The organism is Sediminibacillus terrae, from assembly GCF_009602435.1.
Lineage (GTDB): Bacteria > Bacillota > Bacilli > Bacillales > Amphibacillaceae > Sediminibacillus > Sediminibacillus terrae.
The window spans coordinates 397,629-411,490 of the sequence record NZ_VZDQ01000021.1 but is presented as its reverse complement, the minus strand read 5'-3'; the positions used below and the strand labels follow the sequence as shown (position 1 = coordinate 411,490).

Annotated in this window: 13 protein-coding genes and 1 other annotated feature; of the genes, 3 read left to right on the top strand and 10 right to left on the bottom strand. The window is 42.0% G+C overall.

Annotated features, from left to right (window positions below; translation table 11 throughout):
- Positions 1-26: 26 nt before the first annotated feature.
- Positions 27-920, top strand: a complete 894-nt coding sequence (dapA, locus tag F6X55_RS08030) for a 4-hydroxy-tetrahydrodipicolinate synthase (protein WP_153462669.1) — start codon at positions 27-29, stop codon at positions 918-920.
- 24 nt (positions 921-944) lie between these two features.
- On the opposite strand, the gene F6X55_RS08025 is transcribed toward dapA, so the two are convergent.
- Positions 945-2,492 carry a UDP-N-acetylmuramoyl-L-alanyl-D-glutamate--2,6-diaminopimelate ligase gene (locus F6X55_RS08025; protein ID WP_153462667.1) on the bottom strand — a complete coding sequence of 516 codons (1,548 nt, stop codon included), beginning with the start codon at positions 2,490-2,492 and terminating at the stop codon, positions 945-947.
- A 383-nt stretch (positions 2,493-2,875) separates the two neighbouring features.
- Between F6X55_RS08025 and F6X55_RS20195 the strand changes: the two genes are divergently transcribed.
- Together F6X55_RS20195 and F6X55_RS08015 are read left to right on the top strand one after the other, a co-directional pair.
- Positions 2,876-3,496: a DUF4879 domain-containing protein gene (locus F6X55_RS20195; RefSeq protein ID WP_235162446.1), complete on the top strand. Its 621-nt coding sequence runs from the start codon at positions 2,876-2,878 to the stop codon at positions 3,494-3,496.
- Between the two features lie 23 nt (positions 3,497-3,519).
- Positions 3,520-4,017 carry a hypothetical protein gene (locus F6X55_RS08015; protein WP_051382025.1) on the top strand — a complete coding sequence of 166 codons (498 nt, stop codon included), beginning with the start codon at positions 3,520-3,522 and terminating at the stop codon, positions 4,015-4,017.
- A 323-nt stretch (positions 4,018-4,340) separates the two neighbouring features.
- Here F6X55_RS08015 and F6X55_RS08010 read toward each other — a convergent pair whose 3' ends face one another.
- The 9 genes from F6X55_RS08010 to F6X55_RS20065 all read right to left on the bottom strand — a co-directional run bounded on the left by F6X55_RS08010 (position 4,341) and on the right by F6X55_RS20065 (position 13,847).
- Positions 4,341-4,709, bottom strand: coding sequence for a replication termination protein (locus F6X55_RS08010; RefSeq protein ID WP_153462665.1), 369 nt, complete (start codon positions 4,707-4,709; stop codon positions 4,341-4,343).
- A 165-nt stretch (positions 4,710-4,874) separates the two neighbouring features.
- On the bottom strand, positions 4,875-6,134 hold the full coding sequence (gene ilvA / locus F6X55_RS08005; protein ID WP_026570202.1) for a threonine ammonia-lyase IlvA: 1,260 nt from the start codon (positions 6,132-6,134) through the stop codon (positions 4,875-4,877).
- 162 nt (positions 6,135-6,296) lie between these two features.
- Complete coding sequence (locus tag F6X55_RS08000; protein WP_153462663.1) at positions 6,297-7,217, bottom strand: DMT family transporter; 921 nt, start codon at positions 7,215-7,217, stop codon at positions 6,297-6,299.
- A 154-nt stretch (positions 7,218-7,371) separates the two neighbouring features.
- Positions 7,372-8,148, bottom strand: a complete 777-nt coding sequence (locus F6X55_RS07995; RefSeq protein ID WP_153462661.1) for an enoyl-CoA hydratase/isomerase family protein — start codon at positions 8,146-8,148, stop codon at positions 7,372-7,374.
- 35 nt (positions 8,149-8,183) lie between these two features.
- Positions 8,184-9,788 carry a fatty acyl-CoA synthetase gene (locus F6X55_RS07990; RefSeq protein ID WP_153462659.1) on the bottom strand — a complete coding sequence of 535 codons (1,605 nt, stop codon included), beginning with the start codon at positions 9,786-9,788 and terminating at the stop codon, positions 8,184-8,186.
- A 143-nt stretch (positions 9,789-9,931) separates the two neighbouring features.
- Positions 9,932-10,825 (bottom strand): gamma-glutamylcyclotransferase family protein, encoded by an 894-nt coding sequence (locus F6X55_RS07985; protein WP_153462657.1) that lies wholly within the window; start codon positions 10,823-10,825, stop codon positions 9,932-9,934.
- A 131-nt stretch (positions 10,826-10,956) separates the two neighbouring features.
- Entirely contained in the window at positions 10,957-12,207 is a 1,251-nt protein-coding gene (locus F6X55_RS07980; RefSeq protein ID WP_153462655.1) for a glutamate-5-semialdehyde dehydrogenase, read from the bottom strand.
- The gene (gene proB, locus F6X55_RS07975) at positions 12,200-13,321 is read right to left on the bottom strand and encodes a glutamate 5-kinase (protein ID WP_153462653.1); all 1,122 of its coding nucleotides are present in this window, start codon (positions 13,319-13,321) and stop codon (positions 12,200-12,202) included. The genes F6X55_RS07980 and proB overlap by 8 nt, the downstream gene beginning before the upstream one ends.
- 109 nt (positions 13,322-13,430) lie before the next feature.
- Positions 13,431-13,642 (bottom strand) — a binding site (T-box leader).
- Between the two features lie 46 nt (positions 13,643-13,688).
- Complete coding sequence (locus F6X55_RS20065) at positions 13,689-13,847, bottom strand: hypothetical protein (protein WP_202616120.1); 159 nt, start codon at positions 13,845-13,847, stop codon at positions 13,689-13,691.
- Positions 13,848-13,862: the final 15 nt, after the last annotated feature.

Genomic DNA, 13,862 nt, shown 5'->3' with positions numbered 1-13,862 from the left:
AAAATCATGAATAGAGGTGCAGAAAAATGGATTTTGGGCGAATTTTAACAGCAATGGTTACTCCTTTTGATCAGAACGGTGACATTGATTATCAAAAGACTGAAAAACTGATCAACTATTTAATTGCCAATGGTACCGAAGGATTGGTTGTTGCAGGTACTACAGGTGAGTCCCCAACATTGACGAAAGAAGAAAAATTGAATTTGCTGCGATTTACAGTGCAAACAGTGAACAACCGAGTGCCTGTCATTGCGGGAACAGGGTCAAATAACACCCGTGATTCCATCGATTTTACTCGGGCTGCCGAAGCTGTCGGTGTCGATGCGACTATGTTGGTGACTCCTTATTACAACAAACCGAACCAGGAAGGAATGTATCAGCATTTTCGCTCTATAGCAAGGGCGGTGAAAAAGCCTATCATGCTATACAATATTCCTGGAAGAAGTGCAGCAGGCATGATACCGGAAACGATCATTCAACTATCGAAGGAAGAAAATATTGTCGCTATTAAAGAAGCTGGCGGCAACTTAGATGACATGACGGCCATCATCAGTGGAACGGATGAAAACTTTCATTTATATAGTGGAGATGACGGACTTTCTCTGCCTGTTTTGGCTATAGGCGGAAATGGAGTAGTTTCTGTTGCATCTCACATAATCGGCAATGAAATGAAAGAAATGGCCGTTAGCTTTTTCAACGGTGATCACCGAAGAGCAGCCCTGCTTCATCAAAGCCTGCTGCCATTGATGAAAACCTTATTCATGGCTCCAAGCCCTGCGCCAGTTAAAGCAGCTTTGTCTTATATGGGCATTGACACAGGTCCTGTACGTCTGCCGATGGTTCCGCTCGAAGCGGACGAAAAGCAATTATTATACCGGCAGCTTCAATATTATATCGATGACCAGGCTGCCAATGCTTAAATAAGCCTAATAAAACCCCTCCTGTTACGAGAAATTAACAGGGGGGTTTTTTGCTGTAGACCCTATGGCCCGTTTAGTTATCGCAGTTGATTTAGAGAAGTATTGCTTGATAATGTTTTCATCCGAGTGAGGAATGGCTTCTCCTCTAATCATCTGGCATCCATTGATACATCCCCCGGTTAAAATGATTAAATCCCCTTCTTCAGCGAGATTTAGCGCAGCGATAATTCCTTCTTCTCTTGAATAGGTATAGGTAATATGTGTTTGCTCTGTTTCTGAGAATCCAGACAGTACGTTTGCAACAATTTCTTCTGGTTCTTTATAGCCGGGATGATCAACGGAAATGACATACTTATCGGCTTGTCCATCCGCCGCTTCTCCCATTTTCGGCATCTTATTTTCATCCCGGATACCTACTCCCGTCACCATTAAAATGAATCTGCGGAAGGCGAGTTTCTTTACTTCATTCACCAGGTTGCGAAGTGCTTCCGGGGTATGAGCGTAATCCAGCAATATGGTAGCTTGGATTGGCGTTTCGACTAGCTGAAACCTCCCTTTCGGCCCATTTATGGTTGGCATGGCCTCCAGGATTTTTTGGTAAGGTACACCTACGTGGATAGCAGTACAAACAGCAGCCAATAAATTGGAGATGTTATACCCGCCGATCAACGGAGTTTGGACAAGGGAAGACTTGCCATTGATGGTAAGCAGAAAAGTTGATTCCTCCTTTTTTGTACTGATATTGCAAGCAAAAACATCGGCGTCTGGATGTCCGTTTATGCTATATGTCAGCAATGGACCTTGGTACATATCGAGGATGTCATCTGCCATACCCTTATCGTCCAGGTTTACGACAGCTTTTTCTGCTTGTTTAAATAATTTTAATTTCGCCTTTTTATAATTTTCGAAGGTTTTATGGAATTCCAAATGTTCGCTGGATATATTGGTATGGACCCCTATCTGGAACATCATGCCCTCTACCCTTTTTTGTTCGATCGCTATTGAAGATACTTCCATTGCAGCTGCCTGTTCCTTCCTCATAGAGAATTGTTCAAAAATATAGTGGAGCTCCGGTGCTTCCGGTGTTGTAGGCGTGGTTGGTTGGAAAGGAATAGGACCTTCAGAAGTCATTGTGCCAATTGTCCCGATGGATCCTGTCGCTACGCCCATTTGATTAAGCAAGGAATAGGTATAAGCGACAACCGTTGTTTTTCCGTTGGTCCCTGTGACCCCGATAGTTGTTAGCTTTTTATACGCATGCTGATAAAATAATATTGAAAAATGTGCGAGTGCTGTCCTAGCGTCTCTCACTATCACAAAGGTCCGATCGGGATAGGCTGCTGCCAGTCGTGAAAGTTTTGATTCATTGCTGCCGATGATGGCCGAAGCCCCTTTTTTGATAGCCTCTTCTATAAAAAGATGACCATCCTGTTGCTCCCCTTGCATACAGAAAAATGCAGCATTATTTTCAACCCTCCGGGAATCATAGCGCAGGGAGCTAATTTCAGCAAATAACGGACCATGAATTTTTTCCGCATTCAGTATATTCTCGTTGCCGAAGTTAATATTCATGTTTCACAACCCTTATCATAAATGAAGTGATTCCAAGTTATTTGCTTCTTACGATTCCCGATAATAGACCGATTACTCTTTTGTTTTTTAAGAAATATCCTAGCTTATATGCCTTTAGAATAGTACCCTTTTCCCCTCTTCCAGACATTACATCTTTTCACTATAGCAGGCTGACTATTTCATTCGTCTTTCCTTTTCATGCTACCTTCATAAAAAGATATCGTACCTTAAAAAGCCTTACGCCATTCTCGACCAATTTCCAAATCAACCTGAAATATACAATTTTTTGTAATAAATGCTAAATATAACGAAAGATAAACCGATAGAAGATATGAGTGTCCAATTAAGTCTCTATTTATTAAAAATTCTTAGGAGGCGAAATGATGAGGAAAATGATAAGCATCACTTTGACAGCTTTATTATTTATCCCTTTGTTCATAGGAACTGATACAGCTTCTGCAGCTTCGCGACAGGGTAAAATAATAAATCCCCCATCAGAATTATCAAAAAAAGAATCGTTCAAGCAACATGTACTAGAAAACCTCAAAGACGATTATCCCAATGCACAATTTCTTGATAAAAACTTCAGAGAAGGTGAACGATATCAGAAACAAGAGATGATATTGGGAGGTTCCGATTTTACTATCGCTGCTCCAGCCCCCCCTCTTACCTCACTTGAGGTATATGCGGCTATATCATCTAACTATCCAGAGTATGAATACTTTAGTTCAAACCAATTATCTTCCGTTCAAGATCATGGAGGAGAAGAATTATACATTGTGACTGCCGAACTTGGATACGGTTTCCAAAGAAATGCTGCATTCAATGGAAGTCAATTATCGGAAATAGATAGAGAAAATATTGATTTGGAAGGTGACTCCATTGTAGATGGTTGGTTCATTTGGTGGGATGCAAGCGGTAATGAAAATGGTTTATTCACTTACGAAAATACTTCAACCAATTCACCTTGGAACACTATGTTTGATAGAATGAACATTAAATAATACATTTTGAAAGGCGTTGAAAAATGATTGTAGGTACCGTATCTCCAGCACAAGGATATTCTACGTATTCACAAGCTACAACTAGTAGAAAAAATGAAATAACCAAAACAACTTCTCACGATGATACTTCGGCTAATAACCAGGATTTCCGTTTGAAAAAAAGTAATTCATCAAGTGTGTGGGGAGAACTCGCAACAAAATACGATGTTCGGAATGCCACTTTCGACGAAATTAACTCCATTTCGAAAACCTTGTATGATAATGGAGAGATTTCCTTAAAAGATGTAGCTATTTTAACTTTTGATCAGAAAAAAGCTACAGATTATCTGAAACAAAAAGTACCGGGTTTAACTTCCGAGGAATTTACGATGTACCAACATTCAGTGAGTAGCGAAGGAGCCAGAGACTGGATCGCGGAGATGGAAGCAAGAGCCCAAAAAGATTTTGAGTATGGAAATTTAATCGGTTTTCAAAACAGCAAGAAAGTTCTTAACATCCTTCATAAATTGGATTCTATGTAAACGATAAGGATAGAGACTGGACACTCTTTAACAAGAGTAAAGCCCTCCAAGCATGTAATTCGCAGGGGGCTTTACTCTATTTTTATACGATTTTAGATTCTGTCTCTGTCCTATTGTACTCCTAAGACTCCTCAATGTTCATAGTTGCTGTTAAAATACTCTCAAGGTGCTCTTGTCTTTTTGATGGCTGAATGCTTGTTGGTTCGTCGTTACATTGAAAACCTGTTGAAATGGATTTCTTCTTTAGGGTGTTGCTACTCTGCAATCAATTCATGGACTCCGTAAACAAACCAACATTTTCGGTTGTCTTGTTTCTCAGGAAGCTATTGAAAATTATCCTTTAATGCCTTTTCCAATAACTGGAGGCAACGTTCCAGCTCAATTTTTAATTGTTTTTTATATGCCTTGGCCTTCTCTTTTCCTTCCTCGGTGAATTGATAATAAACAACCTCCTGGTAGACTGCTCCCTCTTTCTTCTCTTTTTGCTGAAAAAGGATGCCTTTTTCAATTAGATCATGCAGTGCTTTATATATTTCCGGATGGTTTGGTCTGTATCCTAAATCCCGAAACTCTTCTTTCAGCAAGTCACGAAGTTTCAATCCATACAAATGGTTGTTTTCTATTAATGTAATTAAGTATAATTTTAAAAAGGCCCGCTGTTTCACTAAAAATCCACTTGGTTGTCTCTCCATTTGACTACCTCCTTTAGGAAATCCTTGTTGATTGGACGTGTGTTTGTTTAGAAGGGTATCATCTTTTATTGGGGCGAGTATAAAGGGTTCATAGTGTTTATTTAGAACATAGTTTAATTAGAATTTAATAGGTGAAAAACAAAGGAGCTTTTCAACTCCCCGTTTTTAAATCAGCAGATTGAACAAATCTTGATCTTTGTTAATTTCTATATAAGCGAACCCTTTTTTGTTCATTCTGTCGATCAAGGGCTCATAATCTTTTTTATGTTTCAGTTCGATGCCGACAAGCACCGGCCCCTTATCACGATTATTTTTCTTTGTGTATTCAAAGCGTGTGATATCATCGTCTTTTCCTAACACGTCTTCCATAAATTCTCTTAAAGCACCTGCACGCTGAGGAAAACTAACGATGAAATAATGCTTGAACCCTTCATAAATCAAGGAACGTTCTTTGATTTCTTGCATCCGGTCAATATCATTGTTTCCTCCGCTGATGATGCAGACGATGTTCTTCCCTTTGATTTGGTCCTTGTAATAATCAAGTGCCGAGACAGGTAAAGCGCCGGCAGGCTCTGCAACTATTGCATTTTCACTATACAAATCAACCAAAGTAGTGCTTATTTTGCCTTCGGGAACCAAAACAATATCATCAATCACTTCTTTCCCGATTTCAAATGACAACTTGCCCACCTGCTTGACACTTGCTCCATCTACAAATTTATCGATATTATCCAAAGGATAAACCCGGTCATGATCAAGGGAAAGCTTCATTCCCGGTGCCCCTTCTGGTTCCACCCCGATTACCTGGGTGGAAGGACTGATATTTTTTATATAGGATCCGACACCAGAAATCAAACCACCACCGCCGACTCCCATAAACACATGGGAAACGGGCTCGTCAATCTCTTCCAATACCTCCAAGCCGATTGTTCCTTGCCCCGTTATGGTTCGATAGTCGTCGAATGGATGGATAAACGCCATGGCATTTGCTTCACAAAAAGCGGTTGCTTCCTGGTATGAATCATCAAAAGTATCTCCAGTCAATACAATTTCCACAAACGGTCCGCCAAAAAACTCCACCCTGTCCACTTTTTGACGCGGTGTCGTAGCCGGCATGAAAACTCTACCTTTAACGCCCAAGGCCTTGCATGAATAGGCAACACCCTGGGCATGATTTCCGGCACTGGCACATACCACACCGTTTTGCAGTTCCTCACTGTTCAGGCTTTGCATAAAATGATAGGCACCTCTGATTTTAAAAGACCTGACTACCTGTAAGTCCTCTCTTTTTAAATAAACATTGCATTGATATCGCTCGGATAAAATGGAATCTTTTTGTAAAGGAGTTTTTACCACAACGTCCTTAAGCATTTGATGTGCGATGATAATATCTTTTACTTCAACGGTATTTAGCTTTGTACTCATGTCCCACATATCCTTCCTGCTGAAAAAATTGTTAGCACAATACTACCATAAACAAGCGAATTGTAAACATTATTTTTTATATTTTCTTAAAATTTAGACAAGAGAAAAAAGCAGTACGAACGGAACGTCTGCTTTTCTCTGCAGTTTTATTGGCAAGTGCCTTCATATTTTCTTGTTTAAAGAAACACGGATTGCCTTCCTGTTGGGCAATACCGTTAAAAACAATGAACAAAAGACGAATAAAAAACCGATCCATTGCCATTGATCGATTGCATCATGAAAAACAGTAACCCCAATCAAAACAGATACAATCAATTCCACAGAAGACAGAATTGCCGCTTTGCTGGACTCTACATAGGTAAGCCCCATCGTATATAACAGATATGCTGCAATCGTGGAAATCAAGGTGATTCCGGCAATTACTTCCCAGACCTCTATGATGAAAAAAAGCTGTCCTTTTCTCCATATGCCGCTGGTTGGCAACATGAAAAAGCTTCCGCACAGCATTGCATAGAAGGTGACAGTAAGTGGGTGATAATAGCGGCTTACCAGTTTACCAATCACACTGAACAACGAACAGAACAACCCCGCAGCCAGGCCAAGTATAGTGGTGACAAACCCCAGGCCCGCATTTCCACCAGGAAAATAACCGATAACGAGGGCGCAACCTATGATAGTGAAAAAGATTGCCATTCCTTTTTTCCAGGTCATTTCTTCTTTAAAAAAAGCATAGGCAGTCAAGGCCGCAAATACCGGCGAAGTATAAACAAAAATGACCGCAATCGAAAGGGACGCCCTTTCAATCACTTCAAAGTAACACCAGTTAAACAAGGCAATGCTGATGATTCCCAAGACAAAAAAGTAAGGAACGTGTCTCCATTTTATCCGTAAGTATTTTCTGGCCATAGTAGCTATTAAACCAAAAAGCACCAGGCTCGACGAAGCCAGCCGAACAGCAACAACCTCCCAGGGAGTGAACCCGAAACGATACAGGTAGGTGACAAACAATCCTGTGCTCCCCCAGAAAGCTGCTCCAATTATGATAAAAGCATATGCAGTAGATGAGTTCATGTTGAATCTCATTGCTATCTACCTCCTATTCTCTCTTTCTACAAGGATATATATAACAACGAATTTTGGTTGGTTTATCAGGATTATGTCAGGGAGCATAAGCTGGTAGTCATGGCATAGACATTACGCTAAACGTAAAGGTCGTTCCACCAGGAATAAAACAAGGTTATTGACCTAAAAAAACCGGCTTCCTTTTTTCCAGAAAAGCTTGCACACCTTCTTTATGGTCTTTTGTCTGCGACAATACCTGTTGAATTTTCGATTCTTTCCTCAGAAAATCATCCATTTCTGCTGATGCTTGATTTAACATGCGTTTGACGTATTTATGTGTTCCGATTGGTCCGGAAGCCAATTGAACTGCCCAGGAATGGGCGACTTCTTCTGCCTTGTGTTCCGATAAGAGACTGATGATTCCAAGCTCCTCCGCTTCTTTTGCTTCCAATTCCTTTCCTTCCAGGATCCATTGTTTAACCAATGGCACAGAAATTCTCTGCGAGAGAAATTTCATCAGCCCCAAATCAGGTATCAATCCTATTTGCCGGAAACTAAGAGCAAACACAGCAGATTTATCCGCCACTATAAAGTCAGCAGCAAGAGCCAGGCTGAAACCGGCTCCTGCCGCATAACCTTGTACAGCGGCAATGACTATTTTGTCCAGCTCAGTCAACAATCGGGGAAGACGAGAAGCAGCCTCCATGTATGCAGATACATCCGCTTGACTCTGAAGATTTTGCATGGCGCGAATATCTCCGCCTGCACAAAACGACTTCCCTTTTCCAGTTAAGACTATCAATTTAACCCTATCGTCCGATTCCCATTCGGAAAGCTGGTCCGTCAATTGTTTCATAAGCTCCAGAGACAAACAATTTCTTCTTTGCGGATCATTTAAACGTATATGTCCAATACCTTCCGTTATAGTTGTTTCGATTAGTTGTTTAGCCATTTGCTACCTCCCATGATAAATTAACACATGCCATTTCAACTTCCAATGTTTTTGTATGTTTCGCGAAGATTGCGCTTCAACAATTTTCCGCTGGGATTTTTCGGCAGCGTGTCTGCAAACTCGATATACTTAGGTACCTTATATTTGGCAAGCTTTGCTTTACAGAATCGCAAAATTTCTTCCCTGCTTATCGTGCTTCCCTCTTTTGCTACGATGATCGCCGTGACAGCTTCAATCCAGTAGGAATCCGGAATTCCGATGACAGCTGCTTCAGATACCCCTTCCATTTCATAAAGTGTTTCTTCCACTTCTCTGCTGGATACATTCACGCCGCCTGTATTGATCATGTCTTTCTTTCTATCAATGATCGTTATATAACCTTCTTCGTCCATGACTCCTAAATCTCCGCTATGGAACCATCCTCCACGAAAAACTTCCGCGGTTTTTTCTGGGTCATGCAGGTAGCCTTTCATAGCATGCGGGGTACGATGGACGATTTCGCCAACTTGATTCCTTGCCACTTCCTTATCATATTCATCCACTATCTTCGTTTCGACATGCAAGACAGCTCTCCCGGCAGCACCCAGTTTGCGCAACTGATCTTCTGGCTGCAGGGCTGCAGCAAGCGGAGCGACTTCTGTTTGTCCATAGAAATTCCAAAACCTAGCCTGCGGAAGTTTTTCCATTAATTCTTTGAGTATCTCCCTGGGCATGATGGCAGCACCATAATAGCATTTTTGCAAAGAGGAAAGGTCCCTTTGTCCGAAATCAGGATGCCTTAACATCGCTATCCAAACGGTTGGAGGACAAAAAAGTTGAGTGGCTCGCTCTCTTTCTATGGTTTCAAGGATAGCTTCAGGGCTTGCCTGAGGAAGTATGATACCGGTTGAGCCGACATAGATGCCGGGACCGAGAAATACATGAAGCTGTGCACTGTGGTAGAAAGGCAATGCATGGACGGCGACATCCGAAGCCTCCATTTTCCCTTCTATGATGCTGCTTACATATTCTGCTATCAAGCTTTTATGGGTAAGCATGACCCCTTTCGGTTTTGACTCAGTTCCGCTTGTATAAAGAACATGGGCAAGGTCATCATCCCGAATATCCTCCTCTACCAGGTCAGATTCTATATCTTCTTTCAATTCAGAGAACGGTTTCCAATTTTGCCGCTTTTTCATGGAAATGTCGGTATCCATCAAATACCTCCATGATATATTGGAACCACTACGCAGAACGGCTTCATCCATTCGATCTGCATACTCGGCAGGTGCGGCCATGCCTTCGATACCGGCATGGTCGAGAATATACTGAATGTCTTCTACATGAAGCATATAATTGAGCGGCACCATAACAGCACCTATTCTTGCCAGTGCAAAATTCAACACGACGAAATCGAGGCTGTTGTTGGATAAAACAGCGACCATGGTTCCTTTTTGAAGTCCATCTTTCCTCATCCCGGCTGCCGTCCGGTTGACCACATCTTCCAACTGTTGGTAAGTGAATCGTTTGCCAAGGTACTGGATAGCTGGTTTGTCAGGATATCGGCTGCTTGTCCGGACCAATAAATCGGATAAAGTGTTTCTCCTTGCGCGTTCCAATAAAGCTGGAGCGGATTTCAATTCACGCAACTCTTCGCCCATGTTCAGTCACTCCTTTTCCCTTGCCCTATAAATGAAAGGGTTTTCATTTATTATAATTTAAATTTTCAGAATTACAACATGTTCATCATAAAAGCTTTCTCGTCATGACCGAAAAAAAATAAGCAGAAAGCTGTGGCTTCTGCTTATTTTCCGGGACTTGCAAGTTCCAAGTCTTTCTGTATATCGATTTTAAGCCGGAATTTATGAAACAAATCCTCTTCGAGCTGGTGATAATACTGCTCACTGACAACACCGTTGGCGCCTCTTAAGATTTCTGTAGCATAGTGAAGCGGCGGCGCCAATTCTTCCGACTTATCAATCACGATAAAGGTCAATACATTTTCGAGTACATTCCCGTCTACTTCCACGGAAACAAATGCCGGACGGTAATGGTTGCCATGTACACCTTCCCGCATAAACAAGTAATCTAACGCTTCTTTTTTCAATTCGTACACTTTACCTTCTACATACCCATCGGATTCGATAATATCTGCCCTGCCTCCATCTTTCGCAGCGCGGGTATATGCAAGCGAAAAGTTATTAGCTTTTCCGCAACCGATCACTTTGGTAAAGTATTCCGCTACGCCGGCAGTGGTAAAACGCTCCGAATCCATACAGGAACCATACGCGAAATAACGGAACACGGCCTTATCCAAATGGAGATGGCATTTCCAATCACCGAATTTCACTTCTTGCAGTTGTGCAAGCGAAAAAGTTCCATTGACATAAACAATTGCTTCCATCTCTCCGGCATCGCTGTAAATGGTCTGAACGACTTTTTCATACCGATTCGTCTTTTCTGGAAAACTTTCCAATTCACTCAACTGGTTTAGTAAGTCCGACGATACTTCATACACTTCCCCATATACTCGGTGAAAAGAGCTAACTCCCATTACAGGATAACCGTTACCAGTATCGTATAATACACCTTCTGTCCAACTTTGTCTTGCGATGCAGTCGGCATTTTCCAGTAAATGATGGTTTGGTTCATTTTCCCTCAAGGTGCCATACACAAAGACTAAATGATTGCTAGACATCATGACTCTCCCTGAAATTTATTTGAATTATTATCATTTAAGAATAATTATTATACAGCTAATTATTATAGCAAGTTATACCAGTTATTTCAACAGAGAATTGGATAATTGCGGCAGTTTCCTGATCTGCTTCAGCATTTCACTTGACCTCCTCCTTCAATCAAGTATTTATAAGAAGTCAATGTCGAAAGTCCCATTGGTCCCCTGGCATGAAGCTTTTGAGTACTTATGCCAATCTCGGCGCCAAAACCGAATTCAAAACCGTCTGTAAATCGTGTCGAGGCATTGTGATAGAGAGCGGCGGCATCGACAGATTGAAAAAACGCTTCTACACTCGGAGCCGATTCGCTAATAATGGCCTCGCTGTGTTTGGAGCTATAAAGGTTGATATGTTTAATGGCTTCCCATACATCCTCTACTATTTTCAAAGCCACCATGTTGTCCAGGTATTCCTCTGCCCAATCTGCAGCATCTGCTGGTTCTATGGCAAGATCACTCAGTTCCAGCGCATTCCTATCCCCTTTGATCATCACACTTTCTTCTTGTAGGGATTCAATTAACAAATCCAGATGCGAATTGGCCCAATCTCTTTGGACGACAATCGTTTCGATAGCATTACAGACCGAGGGCCGTTGTGTTTTCGCATTTACCGCAATGGAAACGGCCATTTCTGGATTCGCTGTTGCGTCAATATATAAATGGCAGTTCCCAGCCCCTGTTTCAATCACCGGTACTGTTGCCTCTTGGACGACCGTTTCGATTAGTTCACTTCCTCCGCGCGGTATTAACACATCAAGGTACTCGTTAAGCCGAAGCATTTGCCGGACAGTGTCATGGCTATTATTCTCCAGTAGTTGTACGGATTGGAAAGAAAGCTCCGTATTTTCCAAAGCGGAACGGATTGATTTTACGATGGCTAGGTTGGAAAAAGAAGCAGAAGAACTGCCTCGCAACAAAATGGCGTTTCCAGTTTTCAAACATAAGCAAGCAGCATCCAATGTGACATTCGGCCTTGCTTCATAAATCATCCCGACTACACCTATCGGTACAGAAACCCTTTTGATTTTCAGTCCGTTCGGCCTTGACCATTCTGACAAACACTGTCCGACTGGATCCGTTAAATCGATCAAGTTTTTAACAGCATCCGCCATGTACATAAGCCGTTCTTCCGTCAGCAAAATCCGGTCGACAATGGATTCAGACAAATTTCTGTTGCGGGCAGCTGCCAAATCCTTTTTGTTTGCTTCCAAGATCAATTCTTTATCTTTCTTTACTTGATCAGCGACTTTTAGCAATGCCTCATTTTTTTGTTTCGTTGTGGCAGCAGACAGCTGTCGTGTTGCTTGTTTGGCAAGAGTTGCTTTTTGCAGTAGTTCACTCATTCAAAATCCCCTTTTCTATTACCATTTTATCGCGGTGCACGACTTCCGGATGCTTACTTCCTGTTACCTCCATGGCTTGCGTGCTGGACATACCTGCCACTTTGTCAAGAGATGAGAAAGAGTAATTGACTTGCCCTTTCCCGATGATGAGTCGGTCCTGATTGAGAATTTCAATGACGTTCCCTGGTGAGAAATCTCCTGCTATATCGGTGATCCCTGCAGGCAGCAAGCTTTTACGGCCATGCACGATCGCTTGTTCCGCCCCTTTATCGATCGTTATCTGGCCAGATATATTGGAATGATAGGCAATCCATTGTTTTGGCTTCCTCCAGCTGACCAATCCTTCTTTTCCTATATATGTCCCTTCCCCTTTACCGACGACAATTGTTTCGAGTATTCCCTCCCCTGTATTTCTTCCGATAAAGACGGGCACTCCAAGATCGAGGGCAGTCTTTGCAGCAAGTAATTTGGATTTGATGCCTCCGGTCCCCCATTTGGATCCAGAAGAATGATCCATTTTTCTTAAATGAGAATCTGTTATTTTCGGTATATAAGAAATTTTTTCAGCAGCAGGATGGCAAGAAGGATTTGCCGTGTAGATACCATCCATATCGGTGAACAAGACTAACAGGTCGGCGTTCAACAAACCGCTTACTAGCGCAGCGAGCATATCGTTATCACCAAAGGTAAGTTCATCCACAGACACGGAATCATTCTCGTTGATAATCGGAATCACCGAGCGTTTCAGCAATTCTTCAAGCGTATGGAAAACATTAGAATACTGATTTATATCTGAAAAGACGTTACGTGTTAGTAACAGCTGTGCTGTAACAATGTCATACCGATCAAAAGCTTCTTCGTAAGCATGCAGTAATTTCCCTTGTCCTACAGCGGCAGCAGCCTGTTTTCCCTTGATGGTTTCCGGCCTTGTTTTATATCCAAGTGCGCGGAAACCGGCAGCCACGGCTCCGGAAGAAATCAAAATGACTTGATGTCCGCTTCGCACTAACCGTGTTATTGCAGCTACGTGTTTACTCAGCTTTATTTCACTCAACCCACCGTTTGTTTTGGCTAGTGAACTACTCCCTATCTTGACAATCACCCTTTTTTTCATCTCTCTTCCCTCCTTTCTGATAGCGACCGCCATATTGGCCGCTATCTTTGGTCAATGCCTGTTTAAGTGACCAATACAAAAAACCACTCCATCCTGCATGGATCACCATGCAAAGGACGAAGTGGGTATGTTTCCGCGGTACCACCTTTGTTGGCATACACGTGCGTATGCCCTCTCTCTTCCGTAACGAGGAAAACGGTCTATTGTCCGACAGCTCGAAAGATAGGTTCGGTTGGCTCGATGTGTAAGAAACTTTCAGCCGGTGGTTTCTTTTCTCTTTCCACGGAAGATCAACCTACTGGTCTTTTTCCTTGCTTTTTACATATTTGTATTATTATCGAACAAAATATCAGAATTGTCAATCATTTTATTGCTTATCAGGAGTTTCTTGCTCCTGTGTTATTATTTCGGCAATGTTGCTGGATTCCCAGCGTTTTGCCGTGTTCTCATCGACTTCATAGGTTTTTCCAGATCGGAATAATTCTCCATGGAAAGCGGTTTGCACCTTCATTTTTACAGATACCATATTTCCTCTACTCCT

Coding starts and splice junctions, on each gene's coding strand:
- F6X55_RS07980 (WP_153462655.1), bottom strand. CDS start 12,207: ATGAGTGAACTACTGCAAAAAGCAACTCTTGCCAAACAAGCAACACGA.
- F6X55_RS08010 (WP_153462665.1), bottom strand. CDS start 4,709: ATGGAGAGACAACCAAGTGGATTTTTAGTGAAACAGCGGGCCTTTTTA.
- dapA (WP_153462669.1), top strand. CDS start 27: ATGGATTTTGGGCGAATTTTAACAGCAATGGTTACTCCTTTTGATCAG.
- F6X55_RS07985 (WP_153462657.1), bottom strand. CDS start 10,825: ATGTCTAGCAATCATTTAGTCTTTGTGTATGGCACCTTGAGGGAAAAT.
- F6X55_RS08025 (WP_153462667.1), bottom strand. CDS start 2,492: ATGAATATTAACTTCGGCAACGAGAATATACTGAATGCGGAAAAAATT.
- F6X55_RS07990 (WP_153462659.1), bottom strand. CDS start 9,788: ATGGGCGAAGAGTTGCGTGAATTGAAATCCGCTCCAGCTTTATTGGAA.
- F6X55_RS08000 (WP_153462663.1), bottom strand. CDS start 7,217: ATGAGATTCAACATGAACTCATCTACTGCATATGCTTTTATCATAATT.
- F6X55_RS20065 (WP_202616120.1), bottom strand. CDS start 13,847: ATGGTATCTGTAAAAATGAAGGTGCAAACCGCTTTCCATGGAGAATTA.
- ilvA (WP_026570202.1), bottom strand. CDS start 6,134: ATGAGTACAAAGCTAAATACCGTTGAAGTAAAAGATATTATCATCGCA.
- F6X55_RS08015 (WP_051382025.1), top strand. CDS start 3,520: ATGATTGTAGGTACCGTATCTCCAGCACAAGGATATTCTACGTATTCA.
- F6X55_RS20195 (WP_235162446.1), top strand. CDS start 2,876: ATGAGGAAAATGATAAGCATCACTTTGACAGCTTTATTATTTATCCCT.
- F6X55_RS07995 (WP_153462661.1), bottom strand. CDS start 8,148: ATGGCTAAACAACTAATCGAAACAACTATAACGGAAGGTATTGGACAT.
- proB (WP_153462653.1), bottom strand. CDS start 13,321: ATGAAAAAAAGGGTGATTGTCAAGATAGGGAGTAGTTCACTAGCCAAA.